Source organism: Lentisphaera marina, assembly GCF_028745505.1.
In the GTDB taxonomy this organism is placed as follows: Bacteria; Verrucomicrobiota; Lentisphaeria; order Lentisphaerales; family Lentisphaeraceae; genus Lentisphaera; species Lentisphaera marina.
Window position 1 is genome coordinate 2,536,648 of sequence record NZ_JAQZZL010000001.1, and the last position, 21,847, is coordinate 2,558,494.

Sequence of the window (21,847 nt, forward strand, 5' to 3'; positions counted from 1 at the left end):
ATAACACTCAAAAATAACAATTATTTAAAAGATAGATTTAAGGCGAGAATTTTAATGAAAAAAACAATAGCAACTCTGGCAGCGACTGCCCTTACTTTTTGCTCTTACGCCGAAAGTGATAAGTATCTCGATAACTTTTACGCACCAGAAATTCAGCTTTTCGGAACAGCAGATGCTTCTCAGCAACTCGAGAGTGACTTAAAGCAACGCTTAGCTGTACCGGAATATTTTAAAAACGCATATCAGCGTGATCAGCATCCGGCTTTCTCTCATGATTTCAGTGATAAAAAAAATGGTGATTTTAGCATTGTCTACACACCATCAAAAGTAGCTCGGGGATCACAATTCGGTTTCATGACCAATTTGTGGGGTCTTTATAACGAACTTGATGAAAATTACAGCGTTAAATTTTCCCTAAAAACAGAGAATCTTGCTAAGGTTCAAACGAGCTGGAAAGTTCAAATTGTCGACTCAAAAGACAATGTGGCAACAACAACCCTAGAAGGTATTAACACCAAGGGCAAATGGGGAAAATTTGTCCTCCCATTGAAGAACCTTAAGAAAAGTGAGAAGTTTGATTTAAACACCATCAAACTTTGCTTATTCGAAGCTCCCAAATTTGCCAAAGACGCAAAAATCAAATTCGATTTTATCCGTTTTGATAATGGGGAAAAAGTTATTGGCATCACTGACAAGACCATCACTCAGATTATAGCTGAACAAAAAGCCACCAAACAAACTCGTATCAATAGAGCTTTTGAAGCATCGGCAAAGAAAGCTCATCACCCCATGGTCAGTGCATTTGCCCTGCTCTACCTTAATAAAGATTTAGCCAAAGCCAATAAGTTAGTACGTGAAAGCCTCATTGGATGGGGAAAAACAAACCCCTGGGGCTTGTGGGAAACACAAGTCATCTGTCGCACCTACTTATTATTCTCAAATCGCTGCGGCAAATTCAAGGGTCGCCTCGAGCCAGAGACCGAAACCTTACTACTCAAGACTCTTTGGGATAGAACCGTACTAAAAAACGATATCCATTGGGCACGACAAAGCACTTGGTGGATGGATGGCAGCGAGAATCATGACCTCAGTGCAAAAGCTAATAACTTAGTAAGCTCACGGATTTTTATGAATGAACCGGAGTACAAAGATAGAGTTTACCCTGACTATGGCTTCGGCGGTGGCTATCACTACGGTCGCGCCGGGTATTATGGCAAAGGTATTGATGCCAATTCACGCCATGGTGGTGGTAGAGCTCATTTAAGTGATGGTAAAAAATATAATGCCGAGGACCATTACAAAGCCTGGACCAAATTCTTGAAAGAGTACTTTCGTGAACGCGCTAAGCATGGCTTTTTTATGGAAAGACACTCCTATATATACAGTAAGCACACCATGAATATGGTGGACCTGATATATGCTTACGGCGGAGACAAAGAACTTAGCAAGATCGTCGGAAACTTCATGACCCTCTATTGGGCTGACTGGGTTCAGGCGGGAGCCGCAGGCATTACCGGTGGACCAAAAACAAGGTTTCACAAACGTGCTGTAGGAGCTGAGTGCAATAGAGGAATGATTGAATTCTTACTTGGTGGACCTGCCAATACTGGAATTTGGAATTACTGGAATAATATCAATGACTATGAGCTGCCTGAACTTGTGCAGTTAATGGCACTAGATCGTGAAGGCATGAATAACTTTGTTTATCAATCCCGTGGAATCGGCGAAGAGATAGGCACACAACCAAGGCCTAAGGGCTTAGAACGAAGCACAGCAATTAACCCAAATTCAAGATTCCTCAAATATGTCTACGTTACCCCACTATATACACTAGGCACGCAAATGGACCACCCCCAGGCCATTCACTCACATTTGAGTAAGGCTGGACGTTGGCATGGTATGACCCTAACTGCAGATAATAATGCCAAGATTGTCCCTGTCTCTTTCCCAACCGAAGCTGATTATAGAGGTAAAACTGACCCTGTCTCATTGGAAGTCATGAATCGAAGCCTGCAATCAAAAAACACTCTCATTGTTCAGCGCAGTAGAGGCTACACTGCAATCCATCCGGACTGGTATCCCCAATACAAGCAAAGAACTGAGATGGGCGTTTATTTAGGTAAATCCTGGGATGAAAAAATTGAACAAGATGGTTGGATATTTTTACGAAAAGGAGATGTCTACGCCGCGGTTAAAGTGATCTTACGAGACCAAAAATTTGAAGACGAAAAAAAGAAAAAACAGTCTAAAGGAACACAAATCCTGTTTCATAGTCATGAAGATGACCCCACAGTAAAAATGCTGGACAAGCCCTACAGCTGGATTAGAAATAATGAATACATTAAATTTAATAATCGCTTTTCACCTGTCATTATTCAAGCTGGTGATAAAAACCAGTTTGTCAACTTTTCAAATTTCATGAAAGAAGTAGCGCAGTCGGACTGTCAACTCTACAAAACGGTGGTTCCCACCTTCAACATTCTCACCTTCACGCCTCCCGATAAAGATGCTTCTGAGATGGAATTTAATGCGGCAAATACGGCTATCCCCACTGTGGATGGCAAAGCCATCAACTATGAATACCCAATGACCTTCGACAGTCCCTATATCAAATCAAAATACGGTAGTGGAATCATTGATATCCAGTACGACGGCAAAAAGCTCAAACTCGATTTCAATGAATCATTGTGGAATAAATTATTTTAATTACAAGGAAGATAAAATGAAAAAGATCATCACAATCTCAATCTTGCTAATGGCCTGTACATTTAATCTATTTGCACAGGAACAAGTAAAAGTTAGCACAGCCGATCGCGGCGATGGCAAAGTATACATCTACAAAACCTCAGGCGGAAATGAACGCAAGATGGAGGTCTACTTCCCACCGAATTACGACCCTAAAAAATCTAAAGTCCCTGGCATAATCCTTTTTCATGGCGGTGCCTGGCTCGGAGGGTCTCTAGCAGAATTCCGCAGGACGTGTGCCTATTTTGCCAGTCGAGGACTCGTCTGTGCCACAGCAAATTACCAAATGCTTAAAATCAGCAAAGCCGAAGCCGGCAAACTGTGTGCTACAGGCGACACACACAAACGTGTATGCGTCATCGATGCCAAGAGTGCCATCCGTTGGTTCAAGCAACACGCCGACGAATTCGGTATCGATCCCAACCGTATCATTACCGGAGGAACCAGTGCTGGCGGTCACATCAGTGCACTCGCCACCATGAACGCTGATCTCAACGATCCGTCTGACCCGATGGATATCGATACATCCGTCGTCGCTTATATATGGGTTAACCCTGCTTTTTCCCGTGCTGACCACAGATCTCCCGAAATCTACCTAATGGATCACCTTAAAGCCGACTTAGCACCTTCCATCGTCTTCTGGGGCGAGAATGACAATTGGAAAAAAGGCTGGGACATCGCCTATGCGAAATGGAAGTCACTAGGTGTAAAAAATATTGAAGTCAAGATTGCACAAAACGAAGACCATGGTTTTTGGAATCATCAAGAACAATGGCAAAGAGCCATGCTCATCGAAACAGATAAATTCCTCATAAAGCATGGTTTCCTTAGTGGTCAGCCGACTCTCAAGATGCCAGAAAATAGTGAAAAATTTACATTTTTTAACACTAATGAACTAAAAAAATTAGACAACTCTTCAACTCGCCCCACTCCAAGAAATGAAGCCTGGTTGAAAAATCATGCCAAAAGAGAAAAAAATCTTCGAAAAAAAGAAAAAGTAGACATCTTACTTATTGGTGATTCTATCACCCATGGCTGGAATAAGCATGAAAAAATTCTCAGTAATCTGTTTGCAGAAGAACAAGTCTTGAATCTCGGTAACCCTGCTGACAAAACAGAAAATATTATTTGGCGATTGGAACATCATACACTGGATAAAATCACACCAAAAGTTGCTGTGGTTCTGGCCGGGACTAATAATTCCAATAATGATGAATACACCGATAAAGAGATTGCTGAAGGCGTGGAAACGATAATCCAAACTCTTCTGAGAAAACTACCTGAAACGAAAATCTTGCTATTGGGTATTTTCCCACGCGGATCATATGATCAAAGAACAAAAATAAAGCGTGGTCTAAAAGTGGCCACAATGAATGCACAGTGGGAAAAAATTACACGTGTCAACAAGATTTTAGAAACACTAGCTGATGGAGATAAAATTATTTATCTGAATATTAATCAGGCTTTTTTAAATGAAAATGGTGCCCTGCCCATATCAGTCATGCCCGATCTTTTACACCTAAACGAAAAGGGGTATTCAATTTGGGCAAAAGAAATGTTTACCACACTTACTAAAATTATGGAAAAATAAAATGCTAAATAATATTTATTCTTTAAGTCTATTACTTATTACTTCCTTAACGCTTGCTGGCAAGGACATCGATATACCTAAACTTATCAAAGCGAAATGTGCCTCATGTCATGGGCCCGACCTCAAAGGGCTCGGCGGTGTATTCCCTAACTTATGGGAGTCGGATTTAGTCAAAAAGAAAGATGTTAAAGGCATCGTAAAATTTGTTATCGCGGGAAGTGGGCCGGATTCCAAATCACTCGCCCAAATGCCTCCTCGTGGAGGCGCCTTGGATTTAACTGACGAACAGATTAAAAAGATAGCTATCTACCTAACGACTAACAAAGCGCCAAAAGATAAGATCGTAAAAGTACCAGAAGGTATGGGAGTTCTTCACAACAACTACGGTCCAGTTGTTGGTGCAACGATTGATCTAGGAGAAGATTTACAAGGCACCAAGCATATTGTTAGCAGATCACATATCGTTCCCTTAGGAAAAAATCGCAAAAATGGAATCGTCTTCGATAGCGACACGATGAGCTATGGCTCTATTTGGTTGGCAGGAAAATCCCCAAGTGTAGCCATTAAAGGCCTACCTTTTAAAAATGGTCATATGCCAAGTTTAAATAAACGCCATCAACACTTACTTAAATCAGGGTCACGAAATGGTTGGAGTCACGAAGGCAATTTGACCGACCCACGTGAACAAAAGTATGAAACTTATCCCGCAATGGGCCCCTTACCTAAACATTGGGCTCACTTCAAGGGTTATTATCTCTACGATGAAAAAGTTATTTTCAAGTACACAGTGGGCGATGCTGTCGTTTACGATAGCCCAGGTTTTATCGCCGGAGTCAATAAAGGAGCTATCACAAGAACCTTAAATATAAGTGGTGCCAAAGCTGAAAAAATCATTTTAGCTGAAGCTGAAAATGCCAAAATTGAAGATGGTGTAGTGAGCTTTTTCACTAAAGGCAATTCAGAACCGACATTTATAGAACTATCCGAAAAATCAAAACAAGCGAAATTTGGTATAGAAAATAATATCATTTATTTAAACATACCTGAAGGTGACTCTAAATTAAAATTGATCTTTTGGGCTGGTCAGAAAGACTTAAACCTTTCATTCAAATCTTTAGCTGGCAAAGCCGAGGATTTACTGGCATTCACCCATGGTGGAAATATTCAATGGCCTAAAGAATTCAAAACAACAGGCCAATTATCGACAGATACTCAATCAGCTTATGTCCTCGACCGTATCACCCTCCCTTATGATAATGAATATGAAGGAAGAATGAGAATCGGTGCCTTCGATTTTTTCGCCGACGGCACACGTGCTGCACTATGTACCTGGGATGGCGACGTTTGGATTGTAAGCGGTATTGACCAAGGTTTAAAAAACTTGACTTGGAAGCGCTATGCGACAGGGCTTCACGAACCACTTGGTCTAAAAATAGTTGACGAAGTTATCTACACGGTAGGTGATGATCAAATCACCCGTTTTCACGATTTGAATAATGATGGCGAAGCCGACTTCTACGAAAACTTTAATAATGATTGGGATCTGACCGAGGCCTTTCACGCCTTCTGCTTTGACTTACAGGTCGGCCCAAAAGGTGACTTCTTTTTCAGTTTCGGAAGTCCTGTGAATCCTGGTGGACATGGCTTTCAAAGAATTGGGCGTCATCATGGTACCATTATGAAGGTTAGTCCAGATGGACAAAAGATGAGCATTTACGCTTCAGGTTTTCGCGCTCCCAATGGCATTGGCATAGCAGCAAACGGTCAAGTTACCTGTGGAGATAACGAGGGAAGTTTTGTTTCCGCTAGTCCCATCCACTGGGTAGAACCCGACAAGTTCCACGGCGTAGTAGATACTTACCGTGGCACCCAGAAACTCAAGACCGAGCCTATTGCACGTTATTTTCTTCCCATGCGCCCGAAAAGGTGGGCTGAAAAAATCAAAGCTGAGGGTGGCAATATCGAAGAGATGGTTGACCACAGTGAAATGCCTAAACCACTGGCATGGCTCAGCAAAAAAAGACAAGTAGACAATTCTGGCGGTGGTCAGGTTTGGACAGGTGAAAATTGGGGGCCTTTATCAGGTGAACTCCTGCATCTTTCATATGGACAAAGCAAAGTTTACCTGGTTTTAAAGGAAAAGAAAAATGGGATCATGCAAGGAGGAGTCGTCAACCTTCCTTTTAAGCTTACCAGCAGCGCGATGCGTGCCCGTGTGAACTCTAAAGATGGCCAGGTCTATTTGTCCGGTTTAAATGGTTGGCAGTCAAATGCAGATAAAGATGGTGGCTTCGATCGTATTCGTTACACAGGGAAAAAGCTCTACATGGCAATAGGCTTAAAATCAGCAGAAGGTGCGCTAGACATAAGTTTTAGTCAAAAATTAGATAAAGCTTTCGCTCAAGATATTGCTAATTTTTCTATCAAAGCCTGGAATATTAAATGGAGCCAAGATTACGGATCACCAGAAATGCCACAGAAAGGTTTTCAAGTTAAGAAAGCTGAACTCTTGAAGGATGGTAAAACTGTTCGTTTGAGTATTCCTGATTTAAGGCCTGTTCACATGATGGAAATCCAATACAATATCAAAGCTGCAGATGGCCATATCATTACCGGCAAGATCGATAACACGCTCCATTCTATCAAGTCAGAAAATCTAGATAATCGTCTAAGTGATGCTGAAAAGAAAGATGGCTGGGAGCTACTTTTCGACGGTAAGACAACAAAGAATTGGCATAACTGGAAAACAAAAAAGCCCCTCAAAGAAGATAAGTGGGTTGTTGAAGATGGGACATTGCTCCTTAAGGAAAAAGGTCATGACATCTATACAAGTCAAGCTTATGAAAATTACGAATTGGTTCTGGAATGGAAAACGACGGGCAATAGTGGTATTTTCCTAAGAGTTAATCCAGCACTCGAAGGCCCCATTTGGAAAGTTGCTCCAGAAATGCAAATTGAAAATACTCCTGGGAATAAGAATAAATCAGCAGCGGGTTTATTTAATCTCTATAACATTGAAGGGGAGAAAGTACTGCACGTAAATGACTGGAACCATGTTCGCATTCGCATGCAAGATGGTAAGGCAACGCATTGGTTCAATGGCAAAAAAGTATATGAGTATGAAATCGGTTCTGCGGACTGGAACAAGCGTGTGGCAAAAAGCAAATTCAAAGATACAAAAGCTTATGGCCAAACAGCCAAAGGACATATCGGCTTACAGGATCATGGCGCCGTGGTTGCTTTTAAAAATATTAAGATCAGAAATCTAGGTAAGAATAATTAATAGAGTGGAAAATCATATGTTTAAAAATTCACTTATAATTAAACGATTGACATCCTTACTTTTAACGTTAATCGCTGGCATAAATCTGATTTACGCAGAACAAAGACCGAATATTGTCTGGATATTTTCTGATGATCATGCCCCCAATGCCATTGGTGCTTACGGTGGACGATTCGAGAAAGAGAATATCACACCACATTTAGACCAATTAGCCAAAGAAGGGATGATTTTTGATCGAGCCTATGTGGCCAACTCAATCTGTGCGCCAAGCAGAGCAACTTTGCTCACAGGTAAACACAGTCATATGAATGGTAAATACCACAATGGCGATCGCTTTAACCATGATCAAAATCAATTTCAAAAAGTCTTACAAAAACATGGCTACCAGACAGCTATGGTTGGAAAAATTCATTTAAATGGCGCCATGCAAGGTTTCGATTATTGGGAAGTTCTTCCTGGTCAGGGAAAGTATGTGCATCCGGATTTTATCACCAAGGGTGGTAAGACGAAGTATAAGGGACATTCAACGGATATTATCACAGATCGAGCCTTGCGCTGGTTGAAAAATGACCGCGATGATAAACCATTTATGTTGATGGTTCATTACAAAGCTCCACACAGAAATTGGACGCCTGCTCCGCGCAATATTGAAGCCTTCAAAGACAGAGTTTTTCCTGAACCCCATAACCTTTTTGACAACTATGAGGGACGAGGCCTTGCAGCTCATAAACAAGATTTAAGCATTGAAAAATCCATGAGGATTGAATATGATAATAAGGTTGGCCGAAATGGTTTTGATGAGCGCACTCAAGATTTTAAACAAAATACATATAAAGGCAAAGATCTTATTCGTTGGAAATACCAAGCTTACATGAAGGATTACCTAGCGTGTGTACATGGTGTTGATGAGAACATAGGCAGACTTATGGATTACTTAAAGCAATCAGGTCTAAATGAAAACACCATTGTTATGTACTCATCTGATCAGGGTTTTTACTTAGGTGAACATGGCTGGTTTGATAAAAGGTTTATGTATGAAGAATCTTACCGAACGCCACTCCTTGTACGCTGGCCGGGGATTGTTAAGGCAGGTACACGCAATGCTGACTTAGTTCAAAACATAGATTTTGCAGCCACCTTTTTAGATATGGCCAAGGCAGATATCCCCAATGACCTGCAAGGTAAAAGTCTTGTGCCGCTCATGAAAGGTAAAACACCCGCCGATTGGAGAAGCTCACTCTATTACAGATATTACCAATATCCCGGGACACATAGTGTACGACGTCATGAAGGGGTATCGACGAAAAGATATAAACTTATCCGTTTTTATGGTAGGGATGTCCCAAATGAAGAAGAATGGGAGCTCTTTGATTTAGAAAAAGATCCTCATGAAATGAAAAGTGAATTCAATAACCCTGAGTATGCCAATATCATTAAAGACTTAAAAGAAGAGTTAAGAAAACTTAAAACTCAATACAAAGTCCCTGCCGATAACTTTGACTTTAAAATGAAACAACTCCCCAATCAACTCCCTCGTGAGAAGAAATCAGTTTCCTCAAAATGATTGATGTAAATACGAGAAATTGATCTACTCAAAAACTGTTAAACCGTGAGAACAAGCATGATAAAAACTTATATCACCCTATTATTAAGCACTTTCTGCATGAGCGGAATCCTTCAGGCTGAAATAGAGAAAAATTTAGTAATCGGCCTTATTGGTGATTCGACTGTAGCTACAACTTATGGTTGGGGGCCCGCCTTCGCCAAACAAGTCAACAAAAATGTTACCGTACTCAACTACGCAAAAAATGGTGCCACCCTCGACTCGCTGTCCAGGCGTTTAGACGACCTGCTCGCAAAGAAACCTGATTACGTATTAGTTCAATTTGGACATAATGACATGAAAGTCTACGATGCCAAAGCCTACGCTAAAAAACTCAAAAATTATGTACTGCGAATCAAGAAGGCCGGTTCAAAAGCTATTATTTTAAGTTCTGTAACTCGTCGTAACTTTGATGAAGATGGCAAAATTTTACCAAGAACTTTTAATGGCAATGAAAGTCGCATTTTACCGAATTTTGCGCTCAGTGCAAAAGCTCTTGCAAAAGAGCAAAAAGTCCCCTTTTTAGATCTCAATACCATCAGCATTGCCCATCACAATCAAATCGGAGAAAAGGAAAGTCAGACATACAATTTTGAACCGACAGACACCACCCACTTTAGCCCAAAGGGCGCCCAGGCCATTGCCTCTATCATCATAAAAGAATTAGAGTCCGTTGCACCGGATTTATTTTTTTACCTCCATAATGGCAATAATCCAATCAAAGTATTTCTACTCGCCGGGCAATCAAACATGGTGGGACAAGTTTACGGGGGTGGCTTAAATGCCCCCTACAATCAGGCTTATTCAAAAGTTAAGACTTGGGACTACAGGCGAAACAAATGGGTGGCTTTAGCTCCTGCCTATCGAATTGGCCCAGAAATCGGCTTTGGGCATGCCATTACCAAAGTCTTACCGGATGACGATATTCGCCTAGTCAAATATGCAGCAAATGGCACTAACCTTTATAAGAAGTGGGCTCCGTCTACAGGAAGACAATATATCAACTTTATGAAAGCGAGCTATGGCGCTCTAGCTGATCTCGAAAATAAAAAAATACCCTATGAGATAACGGGGATGCTTTGGCTTCAGGGAGAAAGCGATGGAAAGGAACAAAAGGGAGCTGAATATAAAAAGAATCTTTCTAATTTTATAAAGGATATACGTCTAAGGTTCAATTCTCCCAATATGCCTTTTATCATAGCCCGAGTGCGCAATTTTTACGGCAAGGGCAAAGAAGCCCAATTGGTTCGCAAAGCCCAAGCAGATTTAGCCCAAGAAATGGCCTCTGTTGCCTGTTTTGATACAGATGATTTAAATCCACTTATAAACGGCGGCCACTACAATTTAGAAAACACTATTACAATCGGCCAGAGATTTGCGCAAAATTTTGATTTAATTAGCAAGGAAATAAACATGAGTCATGAACAAGATAAAAACGCATTCGACACCGCAATAAATCAAAACTGGAAAGAGGTTTTTAATGACCCTTGTACAGAAAACTGGCAAGAGAAGTGGTTTCTCGATGGTAAAATTGCCGCCGTTACCAATCGTGCCAATGGCATGCAGCTCGCTGCTGGTCCACAATTCTTAAACGATGACCACCACATGGTTTTATGGACTAAGGAAGAATTTACTGGAGATCTAAAAATTGAATTTGATTACACTCGTACTGATTTCGCAACCCGTTGTGTCAATATTATTTATATACAAGCTACAGGATCAGGCAAGGCCCCCTACTCAAAGGATATAAGCGAATGGAATAACTTACGCACAACTCCTGCCATGAAAATGTATTTTAACCATATGAATACCTATCATATTAGTTTTGCTGCATTTAATAACACTGATGATTTAAATGAAGATTACATAAGAGCAAGACGTTACATTCCAAATAGTGAAGGCCTAGAAAACACAGATCTTGAGCCAGACTATTTCAATACAGGCCTATTTAAACCAGGAGAAAAACATCACTTCACGATCATTAAAAAAGATCAACAACTATTTATGAAGATCTCTAATAATCATCAGACCGCTTACTTCCATTGGAATAATACAGAAGCTCCGGGAATTGAATCTGGTAGAATTGGTCTACGTCACATGTTCACTCGTTCCGCCATCTACAAAGACTTTAAAATTAGTGTCCCACAATAAAGGAGTAAATAAGATGCAAAGAGTAGCCTTTAAAATGCAGTTGAAACCTGGTTTCGAGAATGAATACAAAAAGCGTCATGACGAGATTTGGCCGGAACTCAGCCAAGCTCTGAGCAATGCTGGTATATCTGATTACTCAATCTTCTTAGATGAAGAAAGCTTAAGCCTTTTTGCGGTACAAAAATTGAGTGCCCATAACAGCGCAAAAGAACTTCCACAAACAGAGATTGTGAAAAAATGGTGGGATTACATGGCTGATATCATGGAAACAAATCCTGACAATTCACCCGTGTGCATAGAACTCAAAGAAATGTTTTTTCATGAATAAGCCCCTCCAAACAACCACTATCACGTTTTAATGAAACAATTAAATACAACAAAAGAGTTACAACTGAATAATTTATTATTTTCAAGAAATGACCAAAGTAATAATATTTTTAATTTTTTGAAGTATTCATGGACTTTCTCTTATTAATTTCAAACGGATCAATGATCAATGAACAAAACAACAAATAATAAAAAGCTCATTCTTATAATTCTTCTGGCCTTTTATGTATTATCGTATGCCGGGCTGAGATTAGGTAAAATGCTTGTTTATCGAGTAAGCTGGAATAACAAGATTAATTACGAAACAAAAACTCACGACACATCTGTTTCGTCAAGAGACATTTCATCTTGGAATGATGAAGCTCCTTTAAATAACTCTATGTTCACATTTGTTTTCAAACCATTGATAGCGCTTGAACTTGCTGTAAGACCAAAACCAAAACCCTTAGCCAATTACACTCCTAAACAACTATCTGCCATAATAGATACCCATAAAGCCTCACTAAGCTTACGTCAAAAAGCACGAGAGAAAGTCCTTACTAAAAAGACCTCTTGGCCCGGCGGAGCTTGGGGTGACACCATGTGGGAACTCTGTGCTCTCTACCAAAACGAAAAAATCGACCTAGCTAATCAACGCTTATTAGATCGTAGTCAAAATTTCACTGAAACGATTAGCAATCTGAACTCAGAAAAAGGCTTTGTTTTTCTTCCTGAAAATTACGGAAAGTATTCCCCTTGGGCATATTTTGCCATCACTGATTATGTTCGAATCCTCTCTCTCTTTAATTCTAAAAGCACTCACTTCCCAGGTCGCTTAAAACCCACAACAGAAAAGGCTATGAAAGAGGCTCTTTGGTTAGTGGTAAAAGAAATGAGCCGGGTAAAGGATGCTTCCTTAGATAATCTACTTGTGCTCTATGGCACTGAAAATCATGACCTAACCCTTCGCCCTGTTTATTATTTGGTAGCCGGCCTACTAAAAAACGACCCCGAATTTAAAGAACGAAAATATAACGATGGGTACACTGCACTCGAACATTACGATGCCTACAATCGCTTTTTCCAAGAATGGCCTGTGCAACGCATTAAAAGTGGTCTGTGGTTTGAAATCGGTTCAGATACCTATCAAAAGTATTCTTGGCCCTCCTTGTTTAATATGCAAGATCTCTCACTGGATCCACTCGTTCGTAAACGCTTTGGCATGCTCATGGATATAGCCTTTATCGAAGAGGCCCAAATCTCCGTTAATGGTCGTCGTGGGGGTGGTCGCAGCCGAGCGGGATACGGAAAAAACAGTTTCGAAACGTATAAAAATCTTCTCTATGCTCCTGAAGGCCTATATGCTGGATCTAGTCATTCGAAAGTAATCGAAACCAGTAGCTACCAACTGCCAGCAGCGGCAATCTTATTACGCAAAACTGAATTGCCGGCGCCTGAACCCTTTGTTATTGAAAATCGCATTCTTGGTGAATTAAAATCACTCAAAAAAGATAATTTCACAGCTTACACGAGTGATTCCGCTCTTATTAATTATGCCTACCGTACCCCTCATTACATCATGGGCAGTACATTGCAAAACCCAGCCTTAAGCATAACATCGCCTGATAGTGGTAAAGCCATACTAAAGTATAGTGGCATTAGCCGACAAAACCGTTGGTATGGAATTTTATTCGATGATCCCGATGCCCGCCAGACTCTAACTCCGTCCTTAAGTAAGCGTACCGACGATGAAATCTGTGCCATTTTCCCAGAGATCCAAGTACCGAAAGGAGGCCGCCCACAACACCCTCACTGGAGCTTTCAACACGAAAATGTACTCTTTATTCAACGCATTGATAATCAGCCTAAAGGCATGGGCTCCTACCACACCAATACAGTAAGCATGCGCTTCCACGGAAAAAAACTAAAAAAAATAGAGCAAGATGGCTGGATCTTCGCAAGTAATGGTAAGGCTTATGCGGCCGTTAAATTTATTAATGGTGGCTATACGTGGGACGAAAGTGGTGAACTGGCCAGTCCTCTAAAAAGCCCAGAGATCGCCACGAGTACACGCTACTTGATACACAGTGGTGATAAAGATAGTCACGATTCATTCGAGGCTTTTCAAAAGACAGTCTTAGCCAATCCATTGACCATCGAAGCAAATCGTATAGTCTATCAAGCCAGTCCTAATAGCCCGCAATTGGAATGCTTTCTCTACGACCCTCATACACACAGGGACTTTAAACTGCCAAAGATTAATGGGCAGGTCATTAACTTACGTCCCTCGTGGGCCTTCAAGAGCCCCTACCTCAATAATCAATTTGAAGATGATCAAGTTAAAGTAAGCGTTGGCCCCGTTCATCAAAATTACGACTTCAGAAAGGCCAAAATCACACATTGAGTAAAGATGATAAACCATAACTTCTAAAACACGCTTAAAAAGAGAATACTAAGATGAAACTAGCAATAATTGGAAACTGGGGGCACCACGTTCACGTCCTTCAGGAAACAGATAAAATGAACGATCTAGAACTTGTGGCAATTGCCCCCGGCTTTGAGGGTGAGGACTTGAGCTCAATGACTAATCAATATAACAAAGCTACAGTGTATGACGATCACCTCAAGATGCTCGAGCAAGAAAAACCCGATGTCGTTACAATTAGTACTCGTTTAGATAAAATCACCAGCCTCGCTATTGATGCCTCCAATGCAGGTTGTCATAGCATTTGCGAAAAACCCCTAGCACTCGAACATGAAGCTCTCTTGCTACTCTGGAAAACTATTACTAAAAATCGCACACAATGCATTGCCATGCTCCCAAACCGCAACCACCCCGTATTGGCCTTTGCCAAGCAACAAATTGATGCTGGCAGAATTGGTGAGGTAAGCTTATTGAATGCGAGAAAATCCTATAAATTTGGCCACACTCGCGATGAATGGTTATGTAAACGTTCAAGCTATGGCGGAACCATTCCATGGATAGGCATCCACGCATTAGATTTTATTAATTCTGTATCGGATTCTCCATGCACAAGCCTTTCTGCAATGCACGCCAACCTGGCTCACCCTCAATTCCCAGAGATAGAGGATTCTTGTACCCTATCAATCAAGTTTAAAAACGGAACTCTCGCAACGGCTAGCGTTGACTACTTACGTCCATTATCAGCAGACGGTCACGGTGACGACTGGATTCGCATTGTCGGAACTTCAGGAATTATCGAGGCCTCAATGGACCGTGGAGAATGTACTATTATCGACTCATCAGGTCATAGTAAAATCACAAGTTTTGATGACAAATCGCCCTATTACCCACCCCTAATGAGAACATTCCCAAAATCCGGAACTGGAGAAATCACAGCAGAAACTCGACGTAGTTTTCATCTTAGCCATTTAGGACTATCTGCTCGGGATGCTGCAGACACTGAGGAAAAAATGATAATAAAAAAGGCTCCATGGGACAAAACATAAGGGCTTTAAGAAGGCTTGTACGGGACTTAAAAAACTAAAATTTTTCGACCTAAGACGAATAACTAATTTAATAAAGAACAAAGGATTTACAGATGTTGAAAATTGCAATAATCGGTGTTTCTGGATACGGTAAAATCATTTATGATCTTTGCAAAAACTCAGAAAAAACAAAAGATGTAAAAGTAATTGCGGCAGTTATTAGAACCCCATCTAAATGCCCCGATGTTTATGAGGAAATCATAGAATCTGGTGGACAAGTTTTTTCAGATGCCGAATCAATGTTTTCATCCATGAAAGGTCAACTTGATTTAGTCTGCATCCCAACCGGGATAGAAACACACGCCTCATTAAGTATAGCCGCTATGGAAGCGGGAGCCCATGTAATGGTCGAAAAACCAGCTGCCGGCACAGTCGAAGAAGTAGATACTATGATGGAAGCCTCCAAGAGAACTGGTAAAATTGTAGCCGTTGGCTTTCAGGATATTTACCGAAACGATATACAGGAAATCAAAAAGAAACTCCTCACCAAGGAATGGGGTGAGGTTAAATCAGTCTCTGTACTTGGAAGCTGGCCACGTCCAAAAATGTATTATAGAAGGAACAATTGGGCTGGTCGCCTAAAGTCCGGTGATTCAATGATTTTTGACTCTCCTGCCAATAATGCTCTTGCTCATTATATGAACCTCGGTTTATATCTTGTAGGTGAAAACTTTAAAAGTAGCGCCAGTATTGCCACCATTGACGCCGAGTCTTATAGAGCATACCAAATAGAGACATTCGACACACTTATTTGTCGTGCAAAAACTAATAGTGGAATTCAATTTCACTACACTGTAACACATGCCAGCGCCGAGAACTTTGAGCCCATAGTCAGTATAAAAACAGATAAATATAAAATAGTTTTGGCATGTGATTCAAATAAGGTTTACGATCTTGATAATAAACTCATTACTGAACTAGAACATAATGACACATGGACTGGAAGAAATAATATTATTCCTGCAGTAGTGGATAAAATTAATGGACATGATTCATTTATTTGTGACCTCTCAATAGCTCGCTCACACACTTTATTCATCAATCGTCTTCACTCACAGAATAAAGCTAACGATTTTGCTAATGACCTCGTATACGAAACCGTAATTAAAGATAATGAACACTTAGTGGTAAAAGGTTTGTTACCTGCTTTAAAAGAAGCTTCATCTAAAGGTGCTTTATTTAGTGAAATAGGCTATAAATTCAATTAATATATCTGTGCATGCCAGTTAATATTTGAAGGGGGATTTTAAGATTAAATCCCTTTACGATTGAATATCATTCTATTTTTAAAACAACTCATTTCAATTAAGCTTAATTAAGAAATGAGTTGAAAATGATTTACCTCAACTCCTCATCCAGGTAAGCGATTTCTTTTTGTAAGGCCGCCATGACTCGCTTCTTGTAGACATACACAGAGTTTTGTGAAAGACCTTATTCAAGAGGAGATTCCATGCAGTCTTAATGATGTTACCCGCTGTATTGGGCTCGTCAAAGGCATCATGCCCAGTCGTTTTTCTTTAGCGCATGAGTCCATAGCGATAAAACCTTAACAAGTCTTTCAGCTAATCTATTTCCACGGGCAGATAAACTGCTACTTTACCGTAACTCTGATTATTCATTGCTCGTAGCCGAGCCATTCTTGGGTCATGAGCAGATGTTGGTGCTCCAGGGGCCATAATATTGTTTACTCGCTTGACTGATCCATCCTCATAGAGAAAATTACGATCTAATGTACCGCGAGCAACGTAACTCTTATAGAAAACTGATTTATTAGCCCCAGCAAGTTCCTCACTGGACATGCCTCCAGCATTATCAGGGTGCGAACTTGCCCATAGACCATCACCTCCGGGGATATATAGATCATTATCGGCAAGTAAAACACTGAAGGAGTTATTTATACCATCCCAGCCCCAAGTAATACGATCCCCCACCTTTAAAAGAGCCGTGTTGCGATAACCATTACCACTGATCAACTGTTGGCCGTAGTACATTTCGTATGCTCCCGCAAGATTGCCACTAGCGCTTTCCGGATTCCAACTTTTAGGCTGATTCAAGGGACAAAAAAAGCTTTTGATTGATATATAGTCGACCAACAGAGATCTTCCCTTGGAGCTCGGTTCCAGATTGTCAAGACGGGCCATCGTGCGTTGAGGCCAGTAATCATTGTTATCATTCGTGTAAGAGTATAGAGCTAAACCGTTTTGGCGCATATTCTCTGTACAGCCTACCAATCGTGCTTTAAACCTAGATTTCTTCAAATTAGGTAGCATAAGGGAAGCCAAGATCCCAATGATCGCAATCACAACTAAAAGTTCTATCAAAGTAAATTTTTTCATAATCAATCCTATTAGCTCTCAAACATAAACATATTCAGTATAATTCAAACGAGCGTTTGATTTATATAATAAAATCGCTAAATAATATAAATAAATCACAAAAACCATTCAAAAAAAAGGTGCTATTTTCTGATTACAAGAAACTTATATATAAAAAAAATTAAGAGATTCTATTCAGAAGCCCAAAATTTATAAAAAATTTTATATTTCAGCTATTCTACTTCCACTGGTAGGTAAGCTGCCTGCAGGTTGTAACTCTTAGCATTGTTTGCTCTTACACGAGCCATTCTTGGGTCATGATCAGCTGTTGAAGGTCCAGGGGGTAAAATATTGTTGACTCGCTTGACTGAACCATCCTCATAAAGAAAATTACGATCTAATAAGCCGCGAGAGTTGTTACTCCTATAAAGCTGTGATTTAAGACCAGATACATTACTCTCTGAAGGGGACATGACTCCACTGTTGTCAGGGTGCGTACTTATCCATAGACCACTATCTGAGTAATATTGATCAGCATCGGCCAGTAAAACACTGAAGGAGTTATTTATACCATCCCAGCCCCAAGTAATACGATCTCCCATCTTTAATAGAGCAGAGTTTTCATGTCCATCAGCACTGATCAGCTGTTGGCCGTAATACATTTCATAGCTTCCCCCAAGTGTGGTGGTAGTATCGGTTTCTGGATCAAAATCTGGCTTATTTAATGGACAGAATAAACTATCAAGTGATATATAGTCGGCCAGCAGTGATCTCCCCCGGGATTTATATTCCAGATGATGAAGATGTGGCACAGTACGCCGAGGCCAATACCGATCGTTATCATCTGCGTAAGAGTATAGAGCTAAACCATTTTGCCGCATATTCTGTGCACAAACTGCCAATCGAGCTTTATATCTAGACTTCTTCAAATTAGGTAGTAAAAGGGAAGCAAGAATACTAATAATCGCTATTACAACTAGTATCTCTATTAAGGTGAATTTTCTTTTCATTTATATTCCTTTAAGCTTATTGAGAGAAAGATTTGATGATTCTTCAATACTTAATTTGCAGTCAAAAAAAACCTGCCGTGCTTTTTTTTATTTTTTTTTGAGTTTCATTAAAATAAGGCTATGCACTTAATTCTTAATACCCGTATTATCGTCAGCTGACAAAATCTTACAGCAAAATTTAATTTTGCTTTACCCTCTTAGACATTTATTTTGGGCTCTTTTTCACCCAAATAACTCAACTTGGACTTATTTTACATGATCAAATTTTTCCTGTAAAATATACAAGGAATAAATGGGCTATTCACTGCAGCTCAATCATTTTATTGACTATCAACAAGGTTCAAGACACACTTGGATAAACCTGTAAGAGCGGTGTTTCATTAAACATTGAAACCTTTCTTAAGTTTGTTTTTTCATTTAAAAAAGTCAGATCAGTGCAAAACCACTTAATTCAGCTCTTTGAAATACTTGTCCCAGGCATCATCTCCGGCATCGAAATCACCGGGTTCAATGCTTACACTGCCATCGAAGCAATAAACATATCATTAGGTGATAAATGCCTTTATTTAATGAGGTCAAATAAGTTTAAGCTCTTAGATATTCAATCATTAGTGCATCCAAGGCAGGAATTGATAAACTCAAACATTTTATACTTATAAGTGTAGGAAGACGCGACAACAACAGCATCTCTATCAAGGATAGATTGAATGTAGTTCATGAATGGCAGGATATTGTTATTCACTTGAGCTTCCTCTAATGCATTGAAGTATATCTGCCTTTCCTCATGCTTAATGATCTACCAAGGCAGCTTTTCTTTACAAAGGAAGTAATTCATTACGAAGCGTGATGATAGACCGGGGACAGGTTAAATTTTGAAAGGGAAAACTCTGTAAAAACTTGCAATAAATCTTTGGGACAATCTTTTTGAAAAAAAAATAAAAAAAATATGAGTGACCTATGAATAAATCGAACTTATATGTACAGATGCTTGAGCTTTCTTTAAAAAAAGCACCTTTCATTCTCTGAAACTAAAAGTCACCTCAGTTCCTCGTCCAGGTAAGCGATTTCTTTTTGTAGAGCTGCCATGACTCGCTTCTTGTAGACATATACAGAATTTTGTGAAAGCCCCAGTTCCCTGGCGACTTCTTCACCTTTTTCACCGGAAGCCAACTTTTGAAAAGACTGTAAAACCTTCTCCTCAAACTTAGCGGAAATATTCTCCCAGGCGGTCTCAGTCACATGTTTTTCCCATTCCTGCTGACAAATTTGCTCAATTTCTGGAGGCAAGCCCTTCTGAAGTTCTTGAGCTTCAAAATCACTTTCAAAGACGCTCGCCTTTTTACTTTTATGATAAAAAGTGTTGGCCGTTCTTTGAGTAATCACACTCAACCAAGAACGAAAGCGACCTTTTTGAGTTTGGTACTCGAAGTCAGGCAGTTTTTTCCAAGCAATCAGCATGACCTCTTGAATGATGTCTTCCCGATCAACTGGCTGAATTTGCTGTAAATTTTGCACCACTCGGTAAACGTAGGGTCTATAAAAAGCAATAAATTCTTCCCAAGCATCATCATTATATTGATCACGAATTTTTAACAAGAGAGTTTGTCGCGTATTTTTTGCTTGATTCATAAGGTGAAATTACTCTTGAATAAGGTCTTATTACTAATAAAAAGTGTGCTAGGATTAATTGTAATAGCTTAATAGTTATTTGTCACTTCTTCATCTAATTTAAAGTTCTAATGCTTAGTGCCGATCTATTAATTCTTCTTATTGTTAAATGCTTAAGTCTGTAAATGAGTATAAAGTCTATTGCAGTAGTATTTTATAAGATATGTAATACATTATATATTATGTATTACATAATATATAAACGAGAGCTTATATGAAGACTACAGAAAACATAGTGAAGTTTTACGAAGCATCACCAGGTGTACATACACTCAAGGAGCTCGAAACTATAGGTGCTTACGCCAACCTAGTTCGCGATCTCGTAGCTCATGGTATACTCGAAGAAGTAGCGCGCGGGCTCTATCGACTTAGTACACAGGAAGAGCCTGAACACATACATTTTGAAGCAATAGCAGTTGCCATACCCCAAGCGGTTTTTTGCTTGCTAAGCGCATTGACTTTTCATGAAATCGGAACACAGAGACCTTTTGAATATCACATTGCAATTCCTAAAGGTAAAAGAGCTCCTCAGCGTCAAGATTTTACTATTCAAAGTTATCAACTCAGTACTTCATCCTATCAAGCAGGCATAGAAAAACACGGGCGAATCAAAGTCTATAGTGTTGCTAAAACTGTGGCAGATTGCTTTAAATTTCGCAATCAACTTGGTCTTGATGTGGCATTGGAATCCCTCAAAGATGTTCTACGTAATAAACGTGCTAGCGTAGCTGATCTATTGGAGATGGCGGAAGTTTGTCGAGTTAAAAAAGTGATAATGCCTTACCTGGAGTCTTTGGTATGAAAAATCATGCAGCCTCAGTACGTGCCAAACTTAAGAATCAGATGAAACAGACTAAGGAAGCCCTTCACTTTATTGAGTTACAATATGTTCAGGAACGCTTCCTATATCGTTTATCTCTATCATCCTGTAAAGAACAATTTATATTGAAAGGTGGCACTCTATTTTATGTATGGGCGGAACAAAAATATAGACCCACTAAAGATTTAGATTTTATGTTTTACGGAGACTTAGCGCGTGATGTAATACTGGATCAGATCAAAGAAATATGTGCTATAGATTACCCTGAGGATGGTATTAATTTTGTTTGGAGCAGTTTTACTTACGAGGAGATAAAAGAAGCTCAAGAATATGATGGTTTACGGATTAACTTTACTGCGAAGATAGGAAGCTCAAAAATTGCTATGTATTTGGATATATGTACGGGAGATAAGATTACGCCAGCACCTCTAGAGTTATCTTACCCGAAACTATTAGCTGGGTTCAAAGAAGTAAAACTCAAGATGTACCCCAAAGAGACGGTGATCGCTGAGAAGGTTCATGCTATGATTAGCTTGGATCTAGCCAATAGTCGTATGAAGGATTATTTCGATGTCTATATACTAATCACTGAATTTAGTAAAGACTTATCAGAAGAAATATTAATTGAAGCACTTACAAGCACCTTTTCTCACCGAAAAACTGAAATACCAACACCGCCGGCAAAGGTGTGGACATCTTACTTTTATAATGAATCCATAAAAATAAACCAGTGGAAAGCTTTCCTTAGGAAAAACAAGATTACTCTGCAAGTAAGCTTAGAAGATGCATGTACAGAAATTGGAGCCGTATTAAACCCACTACTCCTTAAAAAGCCTGTAGAATAA

14 protein-coding genes are annotated in these 21,847 nt (G+C 39.8%); 11 read left to right on the top strand and 3 right to left on the bottom strand.

Features of this window, described 5'->3' with window-relative positions; all coding sequences use genetic code 11:
* Positions 1-54 precede the first annotated feature (54 nt).
* The 9 genes from PQO01_RS10170 (at position 55) to PQO01_RS10210 (ending at position 16,397) form a co-directional block, all read left to right on the top strand.
* Positions 55-2,706 (top strand): hypothetical protein, encoded by a 2,652-nt coding sequence (locus tag PQO01_RS10170; protein ID WP_274313902.1) that lies wholly within the window; start codon positions 55-57, stop codon positions 2,704-2,706.
* 16 nt (positions 2,707-2,722) lie between these two features.
* Positions 2,723-4,336 (top strand): GDSL-type esterase/lipase family protein, encoded by a 1,614-nt coding sequence (locus PQO01_RS10175; protein WP_274313903.1) that lies wholly within the window; start codon positions 2,723-2,725, stop codon positions 4,334-4,336.
* A 1-nt stretch (position 4,337) separates the two neighbouring features.
* Positions 4,338-7,619 carry a 3-keto-alpha-glucoside-1,2-lyase-like domain-containing protein gene (locus PQO01_RS10180; protein ID WP_274313904.1) on the top strand — a complete coding sequence of 1,094 codons (3,282 nt, stop codon included), beginning with the start codon at positions 4,338-4,340 and terminating at the stop codon, positions 7,617-7,619.
* Positions 7,620-7,635: 16 nt separating this feature from the next.
* Entirely contained in the window at positions 7,636-9,183 is a 1,548-nt protein-coding gene (locus tag PQO01_RS10185; RefSeq protein WP_274313905.1) for a sulfatase family protein, read from the top strand.
* A 99-nt stretch (positions 9,184-9,282) separates the two neighbouring features.
* Positions 9,283-11,373, top strand: coding sequence for a DUF1961 family protein (locus PQO01_RS10190; protein WP_274313906.1), 2,091 nt, complete (start codon positions 9,283-9,285; stop codon positions 11,371-11,373).
* A 13-nt stretch (positions 11,374-11,386) separates the two neighbouring features.
* Positions 11,387-11,701, top strand: a complete 315-nt coding sequence (gene rhaM / locus PQO01_RS10195; RefSeq protein ID WP_274313907.1) for an L-rhamnose mutarotase — start codon at positions 11,387-11,389, stop codon at positions 11,699-11,701.
* A gap of 168 nt (positions 11,702-11,869) precedes the next feature.
* The gene (locus PQO01_RS10200; RefSeq protein ID WP_274313908.1) at positions 11,870-14,083 is read left to right on the top strand and encodes a hypothetical protein; all 2,214 of its coding nucleotides are present in this window, start codon (positions 11,870-11,872) and stop codon (positions 14,081-14,083) included.
* Between the two features lie 53 nt (positions 14,084-14,136).
* Positions 14,137-15,150 carry a Gfo/Idh/MocA family protein gene (locus tag PQO01_RS10205; RefSeq protein WP_274313909.1) on the top strand — a complete coding sequence of 338 codons (1,014 nt, stop codon included), beginning with the start codon at positions 14,137-14,139 and terminating at the stop codon, positions 15,148-15,150.
* A 92-nt stretch (positions 15,151-15,242) separates the two neighbouring features.
* Complete coding sequence (locus PQO01_RS10210; protein WP_274313910.1) at positions 15,243-16,397, top strand: Gfo/Idh/MocA family protein; 1,155 nt, start codon at positions 15,243-15,245, stop codon at positions 16,395-16,397.
* 354 nt (positions 16,398-16,751) lie between these two features.
* Here PQO01_RS10210 and PQO01_RS10215 read toward each other — a convergent pair whose 3' ends face one another.
* From PQO01_RS10215 to PQO01_RS10225, 3 genes are all read right to left on the bottom strand, one after another.
* Positions 16,752-17,525 (bottom strand): type II secretion system protein, encoded by a 774-nt coding sequence (locus PQO01_RS10215; protein ID WP_274313911.1) that lies wholly within the window; start codon positions 17,523-17,525, stop codon positions 16,752-16,754.
* A 212-nt stretch (positions 17,526-17,737) separates the two neighbouring features.
* Positions 17,738-18,514: a type II secretion system protein gene (locus PQO01_RS10220; RefSeq protein WP_420792903.1), complete on the bottom strand. Its 777-nt coding sequence runs from the start codon at positions 18,512-18,514 to the stop codon at positions 17,738-17,740.
* A 1,035-nt stretch (positions 18,515-19,549) separates the two neighbouring features.
* Entirely contained in the window at positions 19,550-20,143 is a 594-nt protein-coding gene (locus tag PQO01_RS10225; protein WP_274313913.1) for an RNA polymerase sigma factor, read from the bottom strand.
* Positions 20,144-20,396: 253 nt separating this feature from the next.
* Here PQO01_RS10225 and PQO01_RS10230 point away from each other — a divergent pair, with 253 nt between their 5' ends.
* Together PQO01_RS10230 and PQO01_RS10235 are read left to right on the top strand one after the other, a co-directional pair.
* Positions 20,397-20,984, top strand: coding sequence for a type IV toxin-antitoxin system AbiEi family antitoxin domain-containing protein (locus tag PQO01_RS10230; RefSeq protein ID WP_274313914.1), 588 nt, complete (start codon positions 20,397-20,399; stop codon positions 20,982-20,984).
* Entirely contained in the window at positions 20,981-21,847 is an 867-nt protein-coding gene (locus PQO01_RS10235) for a nucleotidyl transferase AbiEii/AbiGii toxin family protein (protein WP_274313915.1), read from the top strand. The genes PQO01_RS10230 and PQO01_RS10235 overlap by 4 nt, the downstream gene beginning before the upstream one ends.